This window comes from Rhodoferax sp., assembly GCF_037143375.1.
Lineage (GTDB): Bacteria > Pseudomonadota > Gammaproteobacteria > Burkholderiales > Burkholderiaceae_C > Rhodoferax.
The window spans coordinates 1-23,858 of the sequence record NZ_JBAWYV010000035.1; the positions used below are offsets into that span (position 1 = coordinate 1).

General features: G+C 58.5%; 21 protein-coding genes and 1 tRNA gene. 8 read left to right on the top strand and 14 right to left on the bottom strand.

The window, feature by feature from the left end; translation table 11 throughout:
• Positions 1 to 89: 89 nt before the first annotated feature.
• The gene (locus WCG50_RS07670; RefSeq protein WP_336899000.1) at positions 90 to 284 is read right to left on the bottom strand and encodes a DUF2783 domain-containing protein; all 195 of its coding nucleotides are present in this window, start codon (positions 282 to 284) and stop codon (positions 90 to 92) included.
• Between the two features lie 12 nt (positions 285 to 296).
• Positions 297 to 1,988: an FAD-dependent monooxygenase gene (locus tag WCG50_RS07675; RefSeq protein WP_336899001.1), complete on the bottom strand. Its 1,692-nt coding sequence runs from the start codon at positions 1,986 to 1,988 to the stop codon at positions 297 to 299.
• 307 nt (positions 1,989 to 2,295) lie between these two features.
• Here WCG50_RS07675 and WCG50_RS07680 point away from each other — a divergent pair, with 307 nt between their 5' ends.
• Positions 2,296 to 2,775, top strand: a complete 480-nt coding sequence (locus WCG50_RS07680) for a MarR family transcriptional regulator (RefSeq protein WP_336899027.1) — start codon at positions 2,296 to 2,298, stop codon at positions 2,773 to 2,775.
• Positions 2,776 to 2,849: 74 nt separating this feature from the next.
• On the opposite strand, the gene WCG50_RS07685 is transcribed toward WCG50_RS07680, so the two are convergent.
• The 8 genes from WCG50_RS07685 to gabT form a co-directional block, all read right to left on the bottom strand.
• Positions 2,850 to 2,919: transfer RNA gene (locus WCG50_RS07685), tRNA-Gly, on the bottom strand.
• Between the two features lie 20 nt (positions 2,920 to 2,939).
• Complete coding sequence (locus WCG50_RS07690; RefSeq protein WP_336899002.1) at positions 2,940 to 4,412, bottom strand: NAD-dependent succinate-semialdehyde dehydrogenase; 1,473 nt, start codon at positions 4,410 to 4,412, stop codon at positions 2,940 to 2,942.
• 104 nt (positions 4,413 to 4,516) lie between these two features.
• Entirely contained in the window at positions 4,517 to 5,464 is a 948-nt protein-coding gene (gene speB, locus WCG50_RS07695) for an agmatinase (RefSeq protein WP_336899003.1), read from the bottom strand.
• 2 nt (positions 5,465 to 5,466) lie between these two features.
• Complete coding sequence (locus WCG50_RS07700) at positions 5,467 to 6,285, bottom strand: ABC transporter permease (RefSeq protein WP_336899028.1); 819 nt, start codon at positions 6,283 to 6,285, stop codon at positions 5,467 to 5,469.
• An 11-nt stretch (positions 6,286 to 6,296) separates the two neighbouring features.
• Complete coding sequence (locus WCG50_RS07705) at positions 6,297 to 7,538, bottom strand: ABC transporter permease (protein ID WP_336899004.1); 1,242 nt, start codon at positions 7,536 to 7,538, stop codon at positions 6,297 to 6,299.
• A 21-nt stretch (positions 7,539 to 7,559) separates the two neighbouring features.
• Positions 7,560 to 8,591 (bottom strand): ABC transporter substrate-binding protein, encoded by a 1,032-nt coding sequence (locus WCG50_RS07710; protein WP_336899005.1) that lies wholly within the window; start codon positions 8,589 to 8,591, stop codon positions 7,560 to 7,562.
• A gap of 43 nt (positions 8,592 to 8,634) precedes the next feature.
• Positions 8,635 to 9,717 (bottom strand): ABC transporter ATP-binding protein, encoded by a 1,083-nt coding sequence (locus WCG50_RS07715; RefSeq protein WP_336899006.1) that lies wholly within the window; start codon positions 9,715 to 9,717, stop codon positions 8,635 to 8,637.
• Between the two features lie 3 nt (positions 9,718 to 9,720).
• Entirely contained in the window at positions 9,721 to 11,019 is a 1,299-nt protein-coding gene (gene gabT / locus WCG50_RS07720) for a 4-aminobutyrate--2-oxoglutarate transaminase (protein WP_336899007.1), read from the bottom strand.
• Between the two features lie 147 nt (positions 11,020 to 11,166).
• Here gabT and WCG50_RS07725 point away from each other — a divergent pair, with 147 nt between their 5' ends.
• From WCG50_RS07725 to WCG50_RS07735, 3 genes are all read left to right on the top strand, one after another.
• Positions 11,167 to 12,561, top strand: a complete 1,395-nt coding sequence (locus WCG50_RS07725; protein WP_336899008.1) for a PLP-dependent aminotransferase family protein — start codon at positions 11,167 to 11,169, stop codon at positions 12,559 to 12,561.
• 114 nt (positions 12,562 to 12,675) lie between these two features.
• Entirely contained in the window at positions 12,676 to 15,306 is a 2,631-nt protein-coding gene (alaS, locus tag WCG50_RS07730) for an alanine--tRNA ligase (protein WP_336899009.1), read from the top strand.
• Positions 15,307 to 15,440: 134 nt separating this feature from the next.
• Complete coding sequence (locus WCG50_RS07735; protein ID WP_336899010.1) at positions 15,441 to 15,980, top strand: TlpA disulfide reductase family protein; 540 nt, start codon at positions 15,441 to 15,443, stop codon at positions 15,978 to 15,980.
• On the opposite strand, the gene eutC is transcribed toward WCG50_RS07735, so the two are convergent.
• Both eutC and WCG50_RS07745 read right to left on the bottom strand, forming a co-directional pair.
• The gene (eutC, locus tag WCG50_RS07740) at positions 15,945 to 16,772 is read right to left on the bottom strand and encodes an ethanolamine ammonia-lyase subunit EutC (protein WP_336899011.1); all 828 of its coding nucleotides are present in this window, start codon (positions 16,770 to 16,772) and stop codon (positions 15,945 to 15,947) included. The two genes, WCG50_RS07735 and eutC, sit on opposite strands and share 36 nt — an antisense overlap.
• 6 nt (positions 16,773 to 16,778) lie before the next feature.
• Positions 16,779 to 18,176, bottom strand: a complete 1,398-nt coding sequence (locus WCG50_RS07745) for an ethanolamine ammonia-lyase subunit EutB (protein ID WP_336899012.1) — start codon at positions 18,174 to 18,176, stop codon at positions 16,779 to 16,781.
• Positions 18,177 to 18,339: 163 nt separating this feature from the next.
• On the opposite strand from WCG50_RS07745, the gene WCG50_RS07750 reads away from it, so the two are divergent.
• Positions 18,340 to 19,476 (top strand): transglutaminase domain-containing protein, encoded by a 1,137-nt coding sequence (locus WCG50_RS07750; RefSeq protein ID WP_336899013.1) that lies wholly within the window; start codon positions 18,340 to 18,342, stop codon positions 19,474 to 19,476.
• Positions 19,477 to 19,578: 102 nt separating this feature from the next.
• Positions 19,579 to 20,862, top strand: coding sequence for a hypothetical protein (locus WCG50_RS07755; RefSeq protein WP_336899014.1), 1,284 nt, complete (start codon positions 19,579 to 19,581; stop codon positions 20,860 to 20,862).
• 9 nt (positions 20,863 to 20,871) lie between these two features.
• Here the strand turns inward: WCG50_RS07755 and WCG50_RS07760 are convergent, their stop codons facing one another.
• The gene (locus tag WCG50_RS07760) at positions 20,872 to 21,351 is read right to left on the bottom strand and encodes an Rrf2 family transcriptional regulator (RefSeq protein WP_336899015.1); all 480 of its coding nucleotides are present in this window, start codon (positions 21,349 to 21,351) and stop codon (positions 20,872 to 20,874) included.
• A 9-nt stretch (positions 21,352 to 21,360) separates the two neighbouring features.
• A complete protein-coding gene (locus WCG50_RS07765; RefSeq protein ID WP_336899016.1) occupies positions 21,361 to 22,059 on the bottom strand; it encodes an aspartate/glutamate racemase family protein in 699 nt (232 codons plus the stop codon).
• 157 nt (positions 22,060 to 22,216) lie between these two features.
• Between WCG50_RS07765 and WCG50_RS07770 the strand changes: the two genes are divergently transcribed.
• Together WCG50_RS07770 and WCG50_RS07775 are read left to right on the top strand one after the other, a co-directional pair.
• On the top strand, positions 22,217 to 23,422 hold the full coding sequence (locus WCG50_RS07770; protein WP_336899017.1) for an NnrS family protein: 1,206 nt from the start codon (positions 22,217 to 22,219) through the stop codon (positions 23,420 to 23,422).
• A complete protein-coding gene (locus WCG50_RS07775) occupies positions 23,415 to 23,816 on the top strand; it encodes a SirB2 family protein (RefSeq protein WP_336899018.1) in 402 nt (133 codons plus the stop codon). The genes WCG50_RS07770 and WCG50_RS07775 overlap by 8 nt, the downstream gene beginning before the upstream one ends.
• Positions 23,817 to 23,858 lie beyond the last annotated feature (42 nt).

Consider the following 23,858-nt stretch of genomic DNA (forward strand, 5'->3'; position numbering starts at 1 on the left):
CCTTGGCGTCCTTGCAGCGGTAGGCGACATGGTGAATTTTCTGGATTTTCATGTGGGTTCTCAATGAAGAATTGGCGCTTGATTGAAGTTCAAAGGTCGCGCAGTGCGGCCTGAATATGCGCGTTGATGACCTCAGGGTCGGCCAATAAGTTGGCATTGAGTAAAGCTAATTTAACGAGAAATAAATTCGATTTATCTGGGCCCGCGCTATCAATGGCAGTGGCCAACGCGTCGTATACGGTTTCCAGACCAGGAATCGTCAGGGTATTTTTAGGTGTCGTCATAGTGCTCTCCTGTTACTGGGGAAGTGCGGTTTTCAGGGCGGCTTGCAACCGGGTCGCATCCAGCGTCAGCCATCGTGCACAGATGTGCTGATCTGGTCGTAGCAAGTAGGCAGCCCCGCTGGCTTGAACGCCGTAGCGTGTACGAAAGTGGCCATTGCTGTCGGCCATAGTCAGGTCTGCGCCGTCTACCGGCTGGCTCGCCCCCACCGCAATTACTTTCAGTGGCACACCAAGGGAGCGACTCGTCGCAACCACCTGTTGTAAAGGTACTGGAATGGCCGTGCCTTCTGTGAAATACAGCAAGTCAAAACCGCCCCCCAAATGATCCAACAAGAAGTCATTGGCAGACAAGCGGATATTCTGCGGCGGTGCACCGTGAGCGGGGCCAGCGGTAAATAACGCGTTATCGTCTCCGGTGCTGTTTAGCATCGAGTGGCTGTACTCATGCGGACGCGAGGTCCGCCAATGGTAGAGAGGACGTACAAATTCTTCTGTCAACGACAGCGACAGCACGGCGTCACGCAACAAACGGAAGCCGCTGCTTGGTGGTGTCATGAAGCGGGTACTTTTTCCCGCCTCATCGATGATTTCACGGGCTGCACCCACGCGTTCGGCGCTGTGGTTTGCCAGGAGTTTTTCATGCGCCAGTCCCTTGACAACAAAGGCCAGATGCCAGGCCAATGACTGGGCATCCTGAAACGCTGTGTTCGCACCACGTACGCCAAATATCGGTAACAAGTGCGCGGCGTCACCGGTAAAGATGACGCGACCCTGCACATAGTCGGGTAGCGTGAGCGTGCGGGCCGAATACACGGAGTTCCAGTCCATCTCCCAGGGTGTTCCAGCGTGGCCGATCATGGCGAGTTGGGCATCAATACGGGCTTTAAGCGACTCAGGCTTGAGTGCTTCTTCGGGCGTCTCACCAGGCGGCAATTGGTAGTCGACGCGCCAAATACCGTGTGGTTCGCGGTGCATCAGAATGGTGTTTCCGGGATTCCATTCCGGGTCAAAGTAGGCAAGACGCTCGGTGGGCAGGGGCAAGTCGATACGAATGTCCGCAATAACGAAGAAACCTTCATATGAGGCGCCTTCCATTGGCAGGTTCATCGCTGTACGAATCTCGGAACGCCCACCATCTGCCGCCACAAGCCAGTCAGTTTCGAGTAGATAAGTGCCCTCGGGTGTGTCGACTGTCACTTGTGCGAAATCGGGTTGCTGCTCAACCTTGACGACTTTGTTGCCCCATCGAAAATCGATTAAAGGGTTGGTCTGGCAAGCATCGAGTAGATATTCCTCCATGTATTGCTGCTGGATGTTGATCATCGGAAAGAATCTGTCATCCGGGTCGTGTGGGGCTTCCATGCGAAACACCCGCTGGCCACGGTAGTACGAGTTACCAAACCGCCAGGGCAGACCGTTTTCGGTCATACGATCGGCAACACCCACTTGCTGGAGGATTTCCATCGAACGACGGGTAAACACGATGGCACGGCTTCCCTGTGAAACTTGTAGCTCGGACTCCAATACAACGCTGTGTACACCCAGTCGTGCTAATTCCAGCGCTGCAACCATACCCGCGGGACCAGATCCCGCGATAACCACCTTTTGGCGCTTTTGAAGCGGATTGGCAGAGGGTAACCAGGGCTTGAAAACCTGGTAGTTGTAATAAATCGAAGGACGCGCTTGCGTGCTGGGTTGATGCATATGATTCTCCTCATGCATGCAGCCACTCTTGGCTGCATGGCCTGGTTAAACAGTAAATGTGGGACGCAATTTCTCTATTCTTTGGATGTCAGTTCGCTCAGATAAATTGAGGTTAATTGGTAAATATGGTTGCGAACACAACTATTGTGCGCGATCAATAATCAATGTGTGACTGGTGTTTTCCCTAGTTGCGAGCACAACTATTATTTGATATTTTGAACGCCACTTGCTTCAGAAATTGGCACTCTTTGAGCTGACAATTGAGAATAAATTCACGCCAATCACGGCACTCATTAAGAATAAACAGATGGTCAAATCTACAATTAAAAGCACTGTCGCACTCGATCGAACGATCACCCATCGATTGCATACTCTTTCAAAAGTCACTGACCGCGTGTCACAGGTGGCCTACCAGGATGACGCAGGAATTCTGTTCAGTGAAGGTCGATGCCTTGCGGCCATTGGTTCATTCAGGCCACTATCCGTCAACGACCTGGCGCACCGGGCTAACTTGAATAAAGCGCAGGCTAGTCGTGCTGCTCAATCACTTGTTGAGCAAGGTTTGGTACTTAAAGACGCCAGTGCGACAGATAGACGAGGTGTGATATTGACATTGACCAAGAAAGGCGACCTTGTCTGGCAACGCGTAATGACTGTGATTGAACGTCGCAATCAGGAGATCGTTTCGTGCCTCACCAACGTTGAACGTCAACAGCTTGAAAATCTGCTTGATCGCCTTGTAGCGCACGCAAAAGAGACGGAAAAATCGACTTTTGAGACTGTGTGAGGCAACAAAAAACCCGCGGTAGCTATGAACTACGCGGGTTCTGATGTGTTCTGAAGTGGCCGGAAATGACCATTTGGAGGGCGATGGGAATCGAACCCACGCTATTTGCTTGGGAAGCAAAAGTTCTGCCATTGAACTACACCCGCTTTGGTGTGTCGACAAGTTTACTTCAGGATGTCACCGATGCAGAGGTATTTAACTTCCACGTAGTCGTCCATACCCAGGTGCGAGCCTTCGCGGCCGAGGCCAGACTGCTTGACACCGCCAAACGGCACATGTTCGGTGGCCAGAATGCCGACGTTGATGCCGACCATGCCGTACTCGAGCGCCTCTGCCACGCGGAAAATGCGGCCCACATCGCGGCTGTAAAAGTAGCTGGCCAGACCAAACTCGGTGTTGTTGGCGGCGTCGATGGCTTCTTGTTCGGTGGTGAATTTGAACACCGGCGCAAACGGGCCAAAGGTTTCTTCTTTGGCGCACAGCATGTCGGCGGAGGCTTCCGCAATCACGGTGGGCTCAAAAAACTGGCCGGCTAACTTGTTGCCACCCGCCATCACCTTGCCGCCTTTGGCGATCGCATCGGCCACATGGCGGCTGACTTTGTCGATGGCCGCGTCTTCGATCAAGGGGCCTTGCATCACACCTTCTTCAAAGCCATTGCCAACCTTGAGTGCCTTGACCTTGGCCGCAAACTTGGCCACAAACTGGTCGTAGACACCATCCTGCACGTAAAAGCGGTTGGCGCAGACGCAGGTTTGACCGGCGTTGCGGTATTTGCTGAGCATGGCGCCTTCTACGGCGGAGTCCACATCGGCATCGTCAAACACGATGAAGGGTGCGTTGCCGCCCAGTTCCAGTGACATTTTTTTGACGGTGGGGGCCGATTGCGCCATCAGGATGCGGCCCACTTCGGTGGAGCCGGTGAAGCTGATGTGGCGCACCACGTCGCTGGCGCAAATCACCTTGCCCACGGCAATCGAGTTGTTGCCGTCAGCGGTGATCATGTTCAGCACGCCAGCCGGAATGCCCGCGCGCATCGCCAACTCGGCAGCGGCCAGCGCCGTCAGCGGGGTGAGTTCGGCGGGTTTGATGAGCACGGTGCAACCGGCGGCCAGGGCCGGTGCCACTTTGCGCGTGATCATGGCGAGCGGAAAGTTCCAGGGCGTGATGGCGGCGCACACGCCGATGGGCTGTTTGATGACCATCAGACGGCGGTTGTTGTCAAACTGGGGCAGGGTTTCGCCGTTGACGCGTTTGGCTTCTTCGGCAAACCACTCCACAAAACTAGCGCCGTAAGCGACTTCGCCCTTGGCTTCGGCAAACGGTTTGCCCTGCTCGGCGGTCATGATGCGGCCGAGGTCTTCTTGGTTGGCCATCAGCAAATCAAACCATTTGCGAAGGATGATGCTGCGCTCTTTGGCGGTCTTGGTGCGCCAGGCGGGCCAGGCGGCGTTGGCGGCGGCAATGGCGGCTTCAGCATCAGCAGGGCCGAGGTTGGCAACGTCCGCCAGTTTGTTGCCGTTGGACGGGTCGAGAATGTCAAAGCGGCTGCTGCCGGTGACCCATTGACCGTTGATCAGCGCATCGGTTTTCAGCAGTGACGGGTCTTTGAGCAGGGAGAGTGGGGATGTAGTCATGTCGGTGGCAATCAGTGGAGGGTGGATGGTTAAATCAGATTCAGGTAGCCAAGCTTGGTGGATTATTGTTGACTTGGCATCGCCGTTCTGACTGAAGGTTGTTTTTAGCGCCGGTGCACGCCCGGCAAGATGCACAGCATCTCGAATAGCAGGTTGGCGCCCAGCAGCGCTGTGTTGCCGGTCAAGTCGTAGGGGGGTGACACTTCAACCAGGTCGCAGCCGACGATGTTCAGGCCGTAGCAACCCCGGATGATTTCAAGTGCCTGGGGCACGGTTAAACCACCGATTTCAGGGGTGCCTGTACCGCCCGCGTAGGCCGGGTCAATGCCGTCAATGTCAAAACTCAGGTAGCAGGGCGCGTTGCCAACTTTGTCGCGCACTTGCGCCATCAGGGGCACCAACGACTGGTACCAGACTTCATGCGCCGGCACGATCGTGAAACCTTGTTCGCGCGGCCAGTCAAAGTCATCGGACGCATAACCAGTGCCGCGCAAACCAATCTGGAAAACCTTGTGGCAGTCGAGCAGGTTTTCTTCCACCGCGCGACGAAACGGCGTGCCGTGCGCAATGCGTTCGCCAAACATATCGTCGTTGACATCGGCATGGGCATCGACATGCACCATGGCGACCGGCCCGTGTTTGGCCGCCAGCGCCCGCAAAATGGGCAGTGCAATGGTGTGGTCGCCACCCATGGTGAGCGGGATGCAATCAGCGCACAGCACCTGCTCGTAAAACTCCGTGATGATGGGCAGCGACTTGGCCAGCGAGTAGGTGTTGATGGGCACATCGCCCAAATCAGCTACCTGCAAGGTGTCAAACGGCGCGGCGCCGGTAGCCATGTTGTAGGGGCGAATCAGCGAGGACTCGGCGCGAATCTGGCGCGGTCCAAAGCGGGCGCCGGGTCGGTGCGAAGTGCCAATGTCCAGTGGCACGCCGATAAAAGCGGCATTCAGGCCCTTGGCCGAGGTGGCCACTGGCAAGCGAAGCATGCTGGCAATACCGCCAAAGCGCGGCATGGCGTTGCCCGATAAAGGCTGGTTTTTTTGCGTCATGCTCAGTGCCTTCTGCCGCGCAGCCATTCCAGCCCCAACATCAAGGTGCTGGTAAAGATGATCAGCAGGGTTGCGACCGCCGCAATGGTCGGGGTGATGTTTTCGCGGATGCCGGTAAACATCTGACGCGGGAGCGTGACCTGCGTCGGCCCGGCAATGAACAGCGTCACAACCACTTCGTCAAAGGATGTGGCAAAGGCAAACAAGGCGCCAGAAATCACGCCCGGCGCAATGATCGGCAAGGTAATGCGAAAGAAGGTCGACAGTGGTGTGGCACCCAGACTCAGACTGGCCCGCACCAGGTTGTCGTTAAAGCTTTGCAGCGTGGCCAAAACCGTGGTCAGCACAAAGGGCGCCCCCAAAGCGGCGTGCACCAGAATCAGCCCGAGGTAGGTGTCGGCCAGTCCAATCTTGGCAAAAAACAGGTAAGTACTGACGCCCACCACCACGATCGGCACCACCATCGGCGCGATCAGCAAGCTCATCAGCAAGCCCTTGCCCCAAAACTGGATGCGTGCCAAGCCGACGGCGGCCAGCGTGCCCAGTACCGTGGCAAGCACCGTGGCCAGTGGCGCAACGATAAAACTGTTGCGTGCAGCGCGGCCCCAGTCGCTGGAGTTAAAGAGGTTGTCGTACCACTGCAATGACCAGCCCGGCATCGGATAAGCGAGGAATGAACTGGAACTGAACGACAGCGGGATGATCACCAAAATAGGCAACAACAAAAACAGCAGGACGCCAATGCACACGGTGCGAAAGGCGTACCAGCCGACCTTGTCTGCCAGGGTGGCGTAGGCCGGAAAAATGGGAAGTGATGGCAATTGCATGTGGTTTATCCCAAACTCAGTTCAGACTTGACCACGCGCCGGTACAACGCATACAGCACCAGCGTGGCGGTCAACAAGACGGCGCCCAGCGCGCACGCCATGCCCCAATTAACGTTGACGTTGGTGTACTGCGCAATGTAGTAACTCAGCATTTGGTCGTCCGCGCCACCGAGCAAAGCCGGCGTTACGTAGTAACCAATGCTCAGAATAAACACCAGTAAACCACCTGCGCCAACACCTGGCCAGGTTTGCGGCACGTAGACTCTGAAAAACGCCGCCAACGGTGAGCTACCCAATGAAATGGCAGCACGCAGATAGGTATTGGGCACGGATTTCATCACGCTGTAGAGCGGCAATATCATGAAGGGCAGCAGGATGTGCACCATGGCAATGATGACGCCCAAGCGGTTGAACAACAGTGGTAATGGGTCGTCAATAAGCCCCAGTCCCATCAAGGATCGGTTCACCAGTCCGTTGGATTGCAGCAGCACAATCCAGGCGGCCACCCGCACCAGAATCGAGGTCCAAAACGGCACCAGCACCAAGATCATCAGCATATTGGCTTTGCGCGCCGACAGGGTTGAGAGCCAGTAAGCCAGCGGGTAACCCAGCAGCAGGCAAAACAGGGTGACAACCGCGCTGATTTTGAAGGTGCGGACCAGAATCTTGCCAAAGGCGGCGCTCTCAGCGTCGACCTTGCCGATGTTGCCTTGCACATCGCGTTGCAGGTCAACCGAGGCCAGCAGGTAGTCGGGTGTCCAGCGCGAGCCATTTTTGGCAATCGCCTGCCAGTAACTCAGCTCAGCCCAGCGGGCATCAAGGGCCAGCAGGCGTTCGCGGGTTTGCAGCGGCGTCATGCCTTGGTCCAGCGGCAGGGCGCGGTAGGTGGCCATGATGAGCGAGCGGGCACCGCTGACTTCACTATTTAGCCTGCGCGCCAGCGCGCCAGCATCAGATTGTTCTTTGATGGCGGACAGGTCTTCGACCAGCGCCACATAAGCCGCATCCGGCGGGGCGGTGCTGCGGTTCCAGTCAGACAACACCTGGGCCGTGCGGCCCAGGGTATTGGCGACTTCCGGGTTCTCCACCGAGCGCACTAACAGCGAGCCGATAGGAACCAGAAAAGTGATCACCAGAAACAGCAGCAGAGGCAGTGTCAAAGAGATCGCGAAAGCACGTTTTCGGAGCTCGACGCGCTTCAACTGGCGCGCCAGGCTACCGGGTACTTGGGACAGGGTTTGTGCCATCGCAATCTCTCCTAGGTCAGATTACTGAGCAGCCCAGGCGGCGAAACGCTTCTCCAGCGCCTCACCCTGGTCAGCCCAGAATGTGACGTTGAATTGCAAAGCCGTCTTGGCATTAGCCGCAGAAGTGGGCAGCTTGCCCAGCACCTTGGCGTCCAGCTTGGCCAGCGCTTTGGTGTTGGTCGGGCCGTAAGAGATGTTCTTGGCGTACTCGGCCTGTGCGTCGGCGCTGCTGGCCAGGGAGATGTATTTCAAAGCCGCGTCCTTGTTGGGCGTGCCTTTGGGGATGACCCAGAAATCGAGGTCATAAATGCCGCCGGTCCAGGTGATTTGCAGGTTTTTACCTTCGCGTTGGGCCGCATCAATACGGCCGTTGTAGGCGGTGGTCATGACCACGTCGCCAGCCACCAGGAACTGCGGAGGCTGTGCACCTGCTTCCCACCACTGAATGTTGGGCTTGAGTTCGGTGAGTTTCTTGAAGGCGCGCTCGGCACCTTCTTTGGTCATCAGAACTTTGTACACGTCTTGCACGGCCACACCGTCGGCCATCAAGGCAAATTCAACGTTGTAACGAGCGCCTTTGCGCATGGCGCGCTTGCCAGGGAATTTCTTGATGTCCCAGAAATCAGCCCAGGTAGTAGGCGCTGTTTTGAGCTTGTCGGCGTTGTAGGCCATCACGGTTGACCAGACAAACGTGCCGATGCCACACTCGTGAATTGCAGCGGGTGCGAAGTCGGCCTTGTTGCCGATTTTGCTGTAGTCGAGTTTTTCAAACAGGCCTTCGTCGCAGCCGCGTGTTACGTCGGGGGATTCAACTTCAACCACATCCCAGCTGACTTTTTTGGCTTCTACCATGGCCTTGATTTTGGCTTGCTCGCCGTTGTATTCCACACCCACTACCTTGTTGCCACTGCTTTTTTCATAGGGCTCGAAATAGGCCTTTTTCTGCGCGTTGCCATTGGCACCGCCAAAGTTGACAACCGTGAGTTGGGTCTCGGCAAAGCTTGAGAAAGAAGCAACAACTGCGACAGCTGCCACGATAGGTTTGAGTTTCATTAATTAAGTCCTTCTAGGTTTAGGGATTAAGGTTGCAGTGGGATCAAAGATAGATCCGGAGGTGCTCGGGAGGCAAATGCAGCCAGACGGATTGACCGGCCTGGGGAATGGCATGTGCCGATAAAGGAATCTTGACGGTGGCTTCAACCTGGCCTGGCAGTGAGCAGAGTAGGCGCAGATGGTCGCCAAAATAAATGACATCAATCACCGTGACTTCCAGGCTGTTTTCGCCAGGTTTGGCGCTGCCCAAATGAACAGCGATACGCTCGGGTCGAATGCAAGCCTGCACGGGGCTGCTGCTGACAGCGCCATTCACATTCAGGCCGCTCAGCAGGGCGCCACAACTCAGTTTCACATCACATCGGGTGTCGGTTGTGGCAGTCACCACGCCATTAAAAACGGTGTTGTCGCCGACAAAACCGGCCACAAAACGGTTGACCGGGGTTTCATACAGCTTGGTCACGACGTCGATTTGCTGAATGGCACCATCATGAAATACCGCAACGCGGTCAGACATCGTCAGCGCCTCGGATTGGTCGTGTGTGACGTAGACAAAAGTGAGGCCCAGTTTGCGGTGCAACTCTTTAAGTTCAATCTGCATGTGCTCGCGCAGTTGCTTGTCCAGCGCGCCCAGCGGTTCGTCCATCAGGACCAGTTGCGGGTTAAACACCAGCGCGCGCGCCAACGCCACGCGTTGCTGCTGACCACCCGAGAGTTGGCCCGGAAAGCGATCGCCCATGGGGCCTAAGTGAACCATGTCCAGCGCACGCTTGACCTTGGTTTCACGTTCGGATTTGGGCACTTTGCGCACTGTGAGCGGGTAGGCCACGTTGTCGGCCACGCTCATGTGCGGAAACAGCGCGTAGTTCTGAAACACCATGCCAAAGTTGCGCTTGTGAGGCGGTGTTTTGGTGATGGGCTTGCCCGCCAAAAAAATCTCGCCTGCGGTGGGCGACTCAAAGCCGGCCAGCATCATGAGGGTGGTGGTTTTACCGGAGCCCGAAGGCCCTAGCAGCGAGAGGAACTCGCCCGCTTGAATGTCGAGGTTCAGATCGCGCACCACGAGGGTGCTGCCATCGTAGGTTTTTTGAACCCCTGCAAACTTCACTAATTCGGTGGACGACATTTGTCAAACTGCCTGAACAGCGGTCAAAGCGGCATCAATGATGGCCAGGCCTTCATCCACGATGGCATCCGAGGCCGTCAAGGGCACCAGAATTCGGATCACATTGCCATAGGTGCCGCAAGACAGCAGGATTAACCCGCGTTTGGTGGCCTCGGCGCACAGGCGTTTGGTCATGTCGGCATCAGGTTGGTGCAGATCACCGCCTTTGCACAGTTCAATCGCCACCATCGCACCCAAACCGCGCACATCGGCGATGCACTTGTTTTTGGCCGCCATCGTCTTCAGGCTGGCGATGAGGCGCTCACCCAACTGGCGGCTGCGTGCCAGCAAGTTTTCTTTCTCAAAAATATCCAGCACGGCCAGGGCCGCAGCACACGACATCGGGCTACCGGCATAGGTGCCACCCAAACCACCGGGCGCCGGTGCGTCCATCACTTCAGCGCGGCCGACCACCGCCGAGATCGGGAAACCACCGGCCATCGATTTGGCCATGGTGATCATGTCGGGGGCCACGCCACTTTGCTCGACGGCAAACCAGGTGCCGGTGCGACCCGCGCCGGTCTGGATTTCATCGGCAATCAGCAAAATGCCGTGTTGGTCGCACAGGGCGCGCAGACGCTGCAAAAATTCGGCTGGGGCGACATTGAAGCCGCCTTCGCCTTGCACCGGTTCCACGATGATGGCCGCCACACGGCTGGCTTCAACGTCGTTTTTAAAGATCAGCTCAATCGAGGCAATGGAGTCGTCAATGCTCACGCCGTGCAGGGCATCGGGGAACTTGGCACGGAAAATTTCTTCAGGGAATGGGCCAAAACCGTTCTTGTACGGGGTTATTTTTCCGGTCAAACCCAGCGTGAGCAAGGTACGGCCGTGGTAGGCACTGGTGAAGGCAATCACGGCAGAGCGCTTGGTGTAGGCGCGGGCAATCTTGATGGCGTTTTCGACGGCTTCGGAGCCGGTGGTTAAAAACAGGGTTTTTTTGGCGAAGTCGCCTGGCGCCTTGGCATTGATGCGCTCGGCCAGTTCAACGTAGGGCTCATACGCCAGCACCTGAAAACAGGTGTGGGTGTAGAGGTCCAACTGGGCCTTGACGGCAGCAATGATGGCCGGGTGACGGTGCCCGGTGTTGAGCACGGCAATGCCGCCCGCAAAGTCAACGTAGCGCTTGCCTTCGACGTCCCAGACCTCGGCGTTTTCACCGCGGGCAATGAAAACCTCGTGGCTGTAACCCACGCCACGGGGGACGGCGGCGTGACGGCGGGCCATGAGTGCTGCATTGTTCAAGTTGGTTTCGCGTTTCATATCAGTCCTGCAATTCGTTGAAGTGGTTTAAAACTGGCGCAACTGTAGATTCGGACGACGAGGGCTACCATATACAGATCACCCCTTTTTTTCGGTGCACTGTGCTGCTCGCAGTACCTGTACATAAAAACCCTTAGGTAGCAACCCTTGTTTTCTCTCAATCTTCAAAGTTCGACGCCACTGGTGCTCCAAATCGTGGAGGGCTTTCGTCAGGTGATCGAGGACGGCTCCCTGCGCTCGGGGGCCAAGGCACCGTCTATTCGTCAGTTTGCACACGCCCACAAGGTGAGCGTTTTTACGGTGGTGGACGCCTACGACCGGCTGGTGGCGCAGGGCTACTTTGCCTCGCGCCCGCATTCCGGTTTTTTTGTCAAGCAGCGCCAAATTTCCACCAAGGAAATACCCGGCCACGGACCCAATTTCAGCTTCGACTCGATGTGGTACTTGCGCCGCATTTTTGAGAACCGGGCGCTGCGCATGAAGCCGGGCTGCGGCTGGTTGCCGGGCGAATGGTTGTTTCAGGAGGGCGTGCGCCGCAGTCTGCGCAGCCTGGCGGCTGACAACGTCGACCTGGGCGGTTATGGCGAACCCAAGGGCTACCCGCCGCTGCGCAAGCTGGTGCGCGATTTGCTGGCCGAGCAAGAAATCGCTGTCACCGCTGAGCAGGTGCTGCTCACGCATGGCTCCAGCCAGGCGATGGATTTGGTGGCGCGGCGACTGGTGCGCCCCGGTGATGCGGTGATGGTGGACGACCCCGGTTACCCGAATTTGCTTTTCTCCTTGCGCTTTCTGGGCGCGCGCCTGATCGGTGTGCCTCGCACGCCGTCGGGTTATGACCTGGTGGCGCTGGAGCGACTGGTGATTGAGCACCAGCCCAAGGTCTTTTTTACCCAGCCCCGGCTGCAAAGCCCGACCGGCTCGGTGGCGCAGTTGGCGCATCTGCACCGGGTGGTGCAACTGGCTGAAAAGCATGATTTTCTGGTGGTTGAAAACGATATTTATGCCGATCTGGACCCCGAGCCCCGGCCGTCGTTGGCGAGCCTGGACCAGCTCAACCGGGTGATCTACATCAGCAGTTTCTCCAAGACCATTTCGCCCAACATCCGGGTCGGCTACCTGGCTGCCAGCCCCGATTTGTTGGAAGACCTGGCACAGCTCAAGATGATCTCGGGCCTGACCTCGTCCGAATTCAGCGAGCGCTTGGCGCATGGTGCCTTGATGGACGGGCGCTGGCGCAAGCACATCAAGGGCGTGCGCGAGCGCCTCGCCAAGGCGCATGAAGGCGCTGCCACGCGACTGTTGAACATTGGCTTCGAGATTTTTTCGGAGCCCAAAGCCGGTATTTTTCTTTGGGCCAAACACCCGGACATGCCGAGTGCCACCGAGTTGGCCTACAAGGCGGTGGAGCAGGATATTTTGCTCGGACCCGGTAATCTGTTCAGCCCCGATCTGCAGCTTAGCCCCTGGTTGCGCTTCAATGTTGCTTTTTGCGATGACCCGGCGGTGTTCACCTTCCTTGAGAATCAACGCCCAAGCCCTTGATGACTTAAAATTTGCCGCTCAAGAGGGCGCATGCCTTCAAGGGCGTATGCCTGCTGGCTCTGCTGGCTTCCCACGCGTCACCCTTCAGAATTTTTTCAACCTTTTCCGCTTGCCATGAACACACCTGTCACCACTGCCTCCGTAGCCGATATTCGCAAGATATTTCTCGACTTTTTCGAGTCAAAGGGGCACACCGTGGTGGCCAGCAGTCCGCTCGTGCCCGGCAACGACCCAACGCTGATGTTCACCAACTCCGGCATGGTGCAGTTCAAGGACGTATTTTTGGGCACCGACAAACGCAGTTACGTGCGCGCCGCCTCGGTGCAAGCCTGCCTGCGTGCCGGTGGCAAGCACAACGACCTGGAGAACGTGGGCTACACCGCGCGCCACCACACGTTTTTCGAGATGCTGGGCAACTGGAGCTTTGGCGACTACTTCAAGCGCGACTCGCTCAAATGGGGTTGGGAACTGCTGACGCAGGTCTACGGCTTGCCAGCGGAGCGCTTGCTGGTCACGGTCTACATCGACGACCAAGAAGCCTACGACATCTGGCACAACGAGATCGGTTTGCCAGCGGACCGCATTGTGCGCATTGGCGACAACAAGGGCAAAAAATACGCGTCTGACAACTTCTGGATGATGGCCGACACCGGCCCCTGCGGCCCTTGCTCCGAGATTTTTTACGACCACGGCGACCATATTCCTGGCGGCCCTCCGGGCAGCCCCGGTGAAGACGGTGACCGCTTCATTGAAATCTGGAACCACGTGTTCATGCAGTTCGACATGCAGCCCGATGGCAGCCTGGTCAAGTTGCCAGCACCGTGCGTCGATACCGGCATGGGCCTGGAGCGTTTGGCGGCCATCCTGCAGCACGTTCACAGCAACTACGAAATCGACATTTTTGACGCACTGATCAAAGCGGCTTCGCGCGAAACCGGTTGCACCGATCTGGGCAACAAGAGCCTGCGCGTGATTGCCGACCACATTCGCGCCACCGCGTTTTTGGTGAGTGACGGTGTCAATCCGAGCAACGAAGGCCGAGGCTATGTGCAGCGCCGCATCATCCGCCGCGCTATCCGCCACGGCTACAAGCTGGACAAGAAAACCCCGTTTTTCCACAAATTGGTGCCCGATCTGGTGGCGCTGATGGGCGACGCTTACCCGAAGCTCAAGTCGGATGAAAAACGCATCATCGAGGTGCTCAAGGCTGAAGAAGAACGCTTCTTTGAAACCCTTGAAAACGGCATGCAGATTCTGGACGCCGCGCTGGCCGGGGGTGCCATGGTGCTGCCGGGCGAAGTGGCGTTCAAGCTGCACGACACTTTTGGCTTCCCGCTGGACCTGTCCGCAGATGTGTGCCGCGAGCGCGGCTTGAGCGTGGACGAAGCCGGTTTTGCCGCCGCCATGGAGCAACAAAAAGCCAAAGGCCGCGCTGCGGGCAAGTTCAAAATGGACCGGGCGCTGGACTACAGCGGCGACGGCAACGACTTCGTGGGCTACGAACACTTGACGAATGCTACTAAAGTTGTAGCACTCTACGCAGATGGCACGGAGGCTACAGAGCTAAAAGCCGGTCAATCCGGGGTGGTGGTGCTGGACAGCACGCCTTTTTACAGCGAGAGCGGCGGCCAGGTCGGCGACGAAGGCGCCATCTTCTGTGACCACGCGATGTTTGAAGTGGGTGACACCCAAAAAATCAAGGCCGATGTGTTTGGCCACCATGGCACCTTGACCACCGGCACACTGAAGGTCGGCGACGGCGTCACTGCCCATGTCAACTCGGCGCTGCGTGCCGCCACCGAGCGCAACCACAGCGCTACCCACCTGATGCACAAAGCCCTGCGCGAAGTGCTGGGTGAGCATGTGCAGCAAAAGGGTTCTTTGGTCAATGCCGATCGCACCCGTTTTGACTTTGCCCACAACGGCCCGGTGACCGCTGCCGAGATTCATGAAATTGAAGCCCGTGTCAACGCAGAGATTTTGGCCAACGCCGCCAGTCAGTCGCGTGTGATGGACATTGAGTCGGCCCAGGCGACTGGCGCCATGATGCTGTTCGGCGAGAAATATGGCGAGACCGTGCGCGTGCTCGACATTGGCGAAAGCCGCGAACTGTGCGGCGGCACACACGTCAAGCGCACCGGTGATATTGGCCTGTTCAAGGTGGTGGCCGAGAGTGGTGTGGCCTCGGGCGTGCGCCGCATTGAGGCGGTGACCGGGCAGAACGCCTTGGCCTATCTGCAGGGTCTGGAAAACACCGTTAACCAGGTGGCGGGTGCGCTCAAGGCGCCGGTGGTGGAAGTCACCGACCGCATTGCCAATGTGCTGGACCACGTCAAGGCGCTGGAAAAAGAAGTGGCCGCTCTCAAAGGCAAGCTGGCTTCAGCCCAGGGCGATGAACTGGTGACGCAGGCGGTCGAGGTCAATGGCGTCAAGGTGCTGGCGGCCCGGCTGGAAGGCGCCGACACCGCCACCTTGCGCGACAGCATGGACAAGCTCAAGGACAAGCTGAAAACTGCGGTCATCGTGCTGGTGTCTGTGGCGGGCGACAAGGTGCAAATCGCCGTTGGCGTGACGCCGAACACCACCGGCAAGGTCAAGGCCGGTGAGTTGGTCAACTTTCTTGCGGCGCAGGTCGGTGGCAAAGGCGGCGGCAAGCCCGACATGGCAATGGCCGGTGGGACAGAGCCCGCAAAGGTCGACGCGGCCTTGGCAAGCGTCATGGGCTGGGTGACCGAGAAGCTTTGATTTGCTATAGTTTAAATAGCAGTTTACGCAGTTAGAACGGGGGCTAGAGCTTGTTTTGGCTTAAAAATTTATTCAGTGCCCGGCGCCCTCAGTTTGTCTTGGAGAACCCTTCAGCGGACCCCGTGTGCCAACCCGTGCGGCCAATCATTCGGCTGATGCTGATGGTTTGCATGCTGGGGACTGCTTCGTGGACGCAAGCGCAGGGTTTTGAGGTCGTTCCCTGGCCGGCGCGCAAACCAATCCCTGCGTTGTCAGGCACCGATTTAAACGACCAACAATGGCGCCTGGCTGACTTGAAGGGCAGGGCGGTGTTGCTCAACTTTTGGGCCAGTTGGTGCGAGCCGTGCCGCACCGAGATGCCATCGCTGCAATCCCTGTCGCAGTTTTACGGCCCCGAAAAACTGGTGGTGCTGGCGCTGAATTTCAAGGAATCCAAAACGGTGGCCGAGCGCTATGTGCAACGCACTGGTCTGACGCTGCCGGTGTTGCTCGACCCCGATGGGGTGATGGCCCGCCAATGGGGCGCTACCGCCTTCCCGACCACGGTGCTGATCGCTGCGGATGGTCGCGTGAAAGGCGTCGTGCGGGGCGAGCTGGATTGGACCGGCCAGGCGGCAGCCCGACTGGTGGAGCCTTTGCTAAAGCAGGAAGTTCTTCGCAGCGCTCAACGCTAACAACGGGTCGCCGCCGGTGTCCTCCTTGAGGTCGACACCGGACAATTGCCGTGCGCGAGCTTGGGTGAGCAGATGGTGCAGTTTGTCGGCGGCGGCCTCAATACCCAACCCCGCCGGTCGCACATTGGAAATGCAATTTCGGCTGGCATCGAGCAAGCCCACGCGCGGCATCCAGGTCAGGTACAGGCCCATGCTGTCGGGCGAACTCAGGCCCGGACGCTCCCCAATCAACACCACCACGAGCTTGGCGCCGAGCATTTCGCCCACTTCATCGCCAATCGCCACGCGCCCTTGCAGCACGACGCAAACCGGGGCGATGAGCCAATTTTCAGCAGCTAACCGGGGTGTCATGCTGGCCAAAAAGGGCGCGGCGTTTTGCTCAATGGCCCGCGCTGACAGGCCGTCCACCACCACAAAAGCCACGTCATAAGGCCTTGTGGTCGCTGACTGAAGCGGGCTGGCCAGTGAGGCCAGCGCGTGCCGTGACGCAGCATCAAGGCGGCGTCCCAGATCGGGGCGCTGCAGGTAAGCCGTGCGGTCGGCGGCGGCGCTGTGCAGGGTGAGGCAGGGCGTTTTCTGACCTTCCAGCACCGCGTCCAGCGTTTGCGATAGTTGCGGCGCATCCAGTGCCAGATGCACGGCATCGCGGGCGCGGGCATGGGCCAACTGGAAATCCAGATGCGCCGCAGTAGGCAAGCTCACGCCAGCGCGCCCCAACGCAAGGCGGGCGTCAGTCCATTGGCGCAGAGCTTGCCACGGGTTGGCGATGACGGGCGATAAGGGGTCGTTCATGGTGATTCAGCGCAGGCGCAACAGGGCATTTTGAAAGGCAGGCGGCAGCGCCGGGTTGAGCCGGAACGGCGCATCACCCGCACAAATCTGCATCTTCTGCAGCCAGGCTTCAAACTCCGGCGCAGGCCGCAAGCCCAGCACGCGCCGTGCATAAAGCGCATCGTGAAACGAGGTGCTTTGGTAGTTGAGCATGATGTCGTCCGAGCCTGGCACGCCCATCACAAAATTGCAACCGGCCACGCCCAGCAGGGTCAGCAGCACGTCCATGTCGTTCTGGTCGGCCTCGGCGTGGTTGGTGTAACAGACGTCGCAACCCATTGGCAGCCCGAGCAGCTTGCCGCAAAAATGGTCTTCCAGTCCGGCGCGGATGATCTGCTTGCCGTCGTACAAATACTCAGGGCCGATGAAGCCGACCACTGTGTTCACCAGCAGCGGCTTGAAGTGGCGCGCCACCGCATAGGCACGCGCCTCGCAGGTTTGCTGGTCGAGTCCGTGGTGCGCGTTGGCCGACAGTGCGCTGCCTTGGCCGGTCTCAAAATACATCACATTGCTGCCCAGCGTGCCGCGCTGCAGCGACAAAACCGCACTGCGCGCTTCACCCAGCAGCGCCAGGTTGACGCCAAAGCTGGCGTTGGTGGCCTGGGTGCCGCCAATTGACTGGAACACCAGGTCCACCGGCGCGCCCCGGTTGATCGCCTCAATCGTGTTGGTGACATGGGTCAGCACGCAGGACTGGGTCGGGATTTCGTACTGCGCGATGACGTCGCTGAGCATCGTCACCAGCTTGATGACTTGGGCCACGTTGTCGGTCGCCGGGTTGATGCCGATCACCGCGTCACCGCTGCCATAGAGCAAACCGTCCAGCAGACTGGCGGCAATGCCGGTGGCGTCATCGGTCGGGTGATTGGGCTGCAGGCGGGTCGCGAGGCGGCCTTTTAAGCCGAGGGTGTTGCGAAATTGGGTGACGACCTGGCATTTTTGCGCCACCAGAATCAGGTCCTGGTTGCGCATGAGTTTGCTGACCGCAGCGGCCATCTCGGGGGTGATGCCCGGCGCCAGAGCAGCCAGCACTGCGCCGTCTACGGCATCACCCAGCAACCAGTTGCGAAAATCGCCGACCGTTAAATGACTCACTGGCGCAAAGGCCGCGGCGTCATGCGTGTCCAGGATCAGGCGCGTGATCTCGTCGGTGTCATAAGGCACCAGCGCTTCGCTGAGGAAGGTGGTGAGCGGCACTTCAGCCAGCGCCATCTGCGCTACCGCACGCTCCTCGGCATTGGCCGCTGCCACGCCCGCCAGCAAGTCGCCCGAGCGCGGGGGTGTCGCTTTCGCCATCAGGTCTTTCAAATCTCGAAAGCTGTACGTGGTGGTGCCGACGGTGTGGGTGTAGGGGTGTGAGTTCATGGTGGGCACGTGTGGCTTGCAATTTTGATTCATTTTTGAGGGTTTGGCCTGCAGCGATAATTCCCCCGCTGAACCGGGCCTGCCCGCGTTCAACTTGGCCAGTTTGGGGTCTCTTGACCGGCCCCGATGGCGCTCTCTTTCATCCCATTCCGGAGTTCTTTTTATGACCACCGTTCAAGCCCTTGCTCGCCGTAATTTTTTAAGAAATACGGCTCTAGCCGCCGTCGCATCTGCGCTGCCTGCTATTAATTTTGCACAAACTGCTGCGGTGCCTGTGCCGCTTGAGCGCCAGTTTTCACCCCAGCCCGGCACCTGGCGCACCTTTGAGGTGACGACCCGGGTCGACATTGCCAAGCCACAGGGCGCGACTCGTGTCTGGTTGCCCATTCCTTCGGTCAATACCGACTGGCAAAAGTCATTGGACAGCAGTTTTTCCAGCAACGGAAAAACCGAGCTGACCTCGGATGCCCGCTATGGTGCCCGCATGCTCTTTGTTGAGTTTGCGGAGAACGAGGCCAAGCCTTATGTCGAGTTGACCAGCCGCATCCAGACTCAGAATCGTTCGGTGGACTGGTCCGGTAAGCAAGAAACGGCTGAAGACGCTGACGATTTGAAATACTGGACCCAGCCGACCAGCCTGTTGCCGATCGACGGTATTGTGCGAAAAACTGCGCAAGAGGCCATCAAGGGCGCCCATTCCGATGCTGAAAAAGCCCAGAAACTTTATGACTGGATCGTTGCCAACACCTTTCGCGAACCCAAAGTGCGCGGTTGCGGCGAAGGCGACATCAAGTCGATGCTGGAAACCGGCAACCTGGGCGGCAAGTGCGCTGACCTGAATGCCTTGTTCGTCGGCCTGTGCCGCTCGGTGGGCTTGCCCGCCCGCGATGTGTACGGCTTGCGTGTGGCGCCTTCGGCTTTTGGCTACCGGGAGCTGGGCGGTAACCCGGCCAAGCTGCAAGGCGCGCAACATTGCCGTGCCGAGGTGTTTCTCAAAGGCCAGGGTTGGGTCGGCATGGACCCCGCGGATGTGGCCAAGGTCATGCGCCAGGAAATGCCGGAGTGGATCAAGTCGCCGAAAAATGCCCTCGTGGCGCCGGTCAACAAGGCGCTGTTTGGCGGTTGGGAAGGCAACTGGATGGCTTTCAACACGGCCCACGACGTGAGCCTGCCGCATGCCAAAGGCCCGAAACTGGGCTTTTTCATGTACCCCGTAGCCGAAAACGCTTCGGGTCGTCTGGATTCCTACGCGCCGGATGATTTCAGGTACCAGATCAGCGCCAAAGAAATAAAAGCTTGATATAGCTGCGCCCCTCTGTTGTAACGAAGTGACCTGTCTTAAAAGAGACCTTGCGGTTTCGTGCTAGTACATGCGAGAATGTTTCAACATGTAAGGGCGGCAATGAAGGTTAAATCAGCAGCAGTAGGGGTTTTGGTAGCGGGCGCAGCACTCAGTAGTGCGGCACTGACGTTGGGCCCCGCCCGTGGCGCAGCCTGGATTGGTCAACCGCTGGCGTTGACGGTGAACGTTCAACTCGATGCCGGTCAGGAGGCATCCTCCCTCTGTGCCGAGGCGGACGTGTTCCACGCGGACAGCAAACAGGAAGCCGGCAGGGTGAAAGTGATAGCCGAGCCCGGTGCCGAGCGCGACACCGCCCGGTTAAGGGTGGTGTCTACCGCGCTGGTGGACGAACCGATGGTGACGATTTACCTTCGCGCTGGTTGTGGGGCCAAAAATACCCGCCGCTATGTGCTGTTGGCCGACTACCCGAGCGATGTTGTGGCCCCCGCAGTCCCCGTGGCTAGCGAGTCGGCGCCGATGGTGCCCACCGTCGTGCCCACGGAGGCGGTCACTGCGGCTCCCCTTGCGAAGGCGCCCCGCGCTGCCAAGCCACTGGCCAAACCAAAATCTCCCGCCAGCCCGGCAACGGCTAAAACTTCCGAAGCTGCAAGCCAGGTTAAATTGATTCCCACCCCAAGCTCGGCCAAAAGCAAACCAGTCGCTGCCGAGCGCCCACGGTTGCGGTTGGACCCGATTGAAAATCTGGCAAAACGCATTTCCACACTCGAGACTGCCACGGCTGTTTCAGTTGCCGCACCGCCAGACGAGGTCGTGCGCGACTCGCAACTCATGTTGCAACTCCAGGCCGATATCAAGTCCTTAGCCGATAAAGCGGCCAAAAATGAGGTCACCCTCATAGCACTTCGTGAGCAATTGCTGAAGGCCGAGTCCGAGCGGACGCCCGCGGCTTTAATCTATGCGCTCATGATCCTGGTGCTGCTGTGCCTGGCCGCCATCGCCTTGTTATGGAACCGCCGGGCAGAGGCCTCAGCCTGGCGCACCGGTTTGCCAGTTGATGAGTCTCCAGTACCAAAGCAGCCGACGCCCAAGCCGCCTGCTAGCCAAGAGCAAGAGGCCGCCACAGTTTCGCAGCCGGTGTCGCCCCATTCCTCGCTGAAGTCAGTGAAGGTGACGCAGCCTGACTACCCCTTTTCAGCCCCTTTGCCGCTAGTTCCTCAGGCGTTGAACTCCGCACCCATGACATTGCCGCCCCCTATGGAGCCACTGGACGTCGACCTGGATATGAATCTGGCTGATATGGACGAAGAGTCGTTTCGGGAGCTCATGAACTACGACTGGGACCATAAGCCCTTGACCAGTGCTGACTCACTCAAGAAGAAATAAATTTAGCCGCTAACCCAGTGGGTTGCGTGTGATTTTGTGCATCGATACCACGTTGAACTGGGCTGCAACGGCCTGTGGTTGGGCACGCAGGGGGCTTGCGATATCGGCCAGGGTCACTTTGTCGAGTTCTGCCAGGTAGCTATTGAGGGCGGTCTTGAAGACCTGCTTCAGTTGGCAATTGGCGGTGAGGGTGCAGGCGTTGTGGTTGGGATCGAAGCATTCGACCAGCCTGAAATCGGTTTCTGATTGGCGCACCACATCCCCGATACGAATCTCAGCGGCCGGTTTGAGCAGGCGTAAACCGCCGCCCCGTCCGCGCGTAGTCTGCAGCAAACCCTGGCGCGCCAGGTCGTTGACGATCTTCATCAAATGGTTCTTAGACACCGCATGGCTGTCGGCCAGTTCGGCAATGGTGATCGAGCGCTCCGGGTGCATGGCGCAAAACATCAGCACCCGCAAGGTGTAGTCGGTGTAGTCAGTCAGTCGCATGGGGTTCCTTCATGGGGCGGCCAGCGACCATTGAGCTGCGGCTAATGCATGCAGCCGGGTGGTGTCAAACAGGGGAACTTCGGCGTCCTGCTGGCTGACTAGCAGTGTGATTTCTGTGCAGCCCAAAATGATGGCCTGTGCGCCTTGCGCCTGAAGGTTCGCCATGATGCGTCGGTAATCGTTGCGCGAAGTTGCATCGATCTGGCCGAGGCACAGTTCCTCGTAAATGATGCGGTGCACGCTGTCACGGTCAGCGCTGGTGGGCGTCACCACTTGCAGGCCGTGCTGATGTTCGAGCCTTGCTCGGTAAAAATCCTGCTCCATGGTGAAGCGGGTGCCGAGCAAGCCGACACGGGTGAAACCCGCTTTTTTAATCGCGTGGGCGGTGGGGTCGGCAATGTGCAGCAGGGGAATACGCACGGCAGCTTCGATGGCGTCGGCCACCTTGTGCATGGTGTTGGTGCAAAGCACCAGCAATTCAGCCCCGGCCAATTCAAGGGACCGGGCGGCCTGCGCCATTAGTTCACCTGCCGCCGCCCAGTCACCCGCGCGCTGGAGTTGCTCGATGTCATGGAAGTCAACGCTGTAGAGAATCAGTCGCGCCGAGTGCAGTCCGCCGAGTTGCACCTTGATCGATTCATTGATTTGACGGTAGTAGGGCACCGTGGATTCCCAGCTCATGCCGCCAATGAGGCCGATGATTTTCAAGAAAAATCCTTCACTTTGAATCGGGGGTGCCCCAGCTGTATCCGTTCACACAGGGTGCAGGGTGGGCAGAGGTTTGCGCTAGTGTAGCTTTGAATCGCATAAGATGCATATAAAATGCCTTTATTAAAATCCGGATCACCCCTGTTATTCAATGCCCATGAAACCTGATTCCTTGCCTATTTTTAGCGACGTCAAACTGGCTTCACAGCGGCCACTCGGTCAGCCCTTTCTGCGGCTGGGTTTTCGGCCTTTTTATGTCGGTGGTGCCCTGCTGGCCGCGCTGAACGTGCCTTTTTGGATCGCGATGTTTCTGGGGCAGGTGGCGTCAAGCCCGAGTGTGCCGCCCTTGCTGTGGCACGCGCACGAAATGTTGTTCGGGTTTGCCGTGGCCATCATCGTGGGCTTTTTGATGACGGCGGGCAAAGCCTGGACCGGCTTGCCCACGCCGCGTGGTCCGTGGCTGGGCGCGCTGGTCTTGCTGTGGCTGGGCGCCCGCGTGACGGCGGTGGCCGGGCCTTATCCAGTGTTTGCCGTGCTGGACTTGGCCCTGTTGCCACTGGTGGCGGGTATCTTGATTCGTTTGCTATTGCTTTCACGCAATTACCGCAACCTGCCTTTGGGCCTGATTCTGGTGTTGCTGGCTGCTGCCAATCTGGTGTTTCACCTGTCGGTGTCGGGGGCGTTGAGCGTGTCGGCGCTCACGCCTTTGTACGCGGCATTGGCGGGGGTGGTCATGATGTTGTGCGTGATGGGCGGGCGGGTGATTCCGGCTTTCACCATGGCCGTGACCCCTGGATTGAAGTTGACGCCCAACGTGTGGGTCGAGCGCATCACTCTGGGCGCCACCGGCTTGGGTTTGGCATCCTGGGTGCTGACCGGGCCCGCTTGGCTGAGCCTGATGCTGCTTGCGCTGGCCAGTGGTTTGCATGTAAATCGCTTGCTCGGTTGGCGCGCCAAGGTCGTGCTGCAGCGTCCCATTTTGTGGATTCTTCATGTCTCCTATGCCTGGATTCCCTTGGGGCTGGGGCTGCTGGCGCTGGCACAAATCGGCCTGGTGCCGGTGTCGTCGGGCGTGCATGCGTTGGCGGTGGGCGCCCTGGGCGGCATCATCATGGGCATGATTACCCGCACCGCGCGGGGTCACACCGGCCGGCCTTTGAACGTGACGCCGGCTGAAATAGGGGCTTACATTTTGGTGATGACGGCGGCCGTGCTGCGGGTGCTGCTGCCCTTGTTGGCGCCCTCGTTGTATGGCGCATCGCTGGTGGCTGCGGCCATCGCCTGGAGCGTGGCGTTCCTGATTTACCTGTGGATTTTTACGCCCTGGTTGATGCAGACACGGTTGGATGGCAAGGATGGTTAATAACCTGGCCACCTACTATTTTTGGGTCAAAACCCTGCACGTGACGTGTGTGGTGCTCAGCATCACCTTGTTTGTCGTGCGCGGCACCTTGCAACTGCAATCGCGGCCCTGGTGGCAGTCGGTGCTGCTGCGCCGGGCGCCTCACATCGTAGACACCGTGCTGCTGAGTGCGGCGCTCTGGATGGCCTGTCAGATCGGGCAATATCCGTTTGTGAACGGCTGGCTCACGGCCAAGGTGCTGGCGCTGCTGGCCTATATTTTGTTCGGGATGCGCGCCTTGGGCCGTAAAACGCCGCCCTCGCAACGGCTGCCCTACTTCGTGGCAGCGTTGCTCAGCGTGAGCTACATCATCGGCGTGGCGCTCACCCGTTCACCGGGCTGGGGCTTGATTTAGCGGCACTCTACCAACCTGACGGGTTTCTGTTTCGGGGTCTTG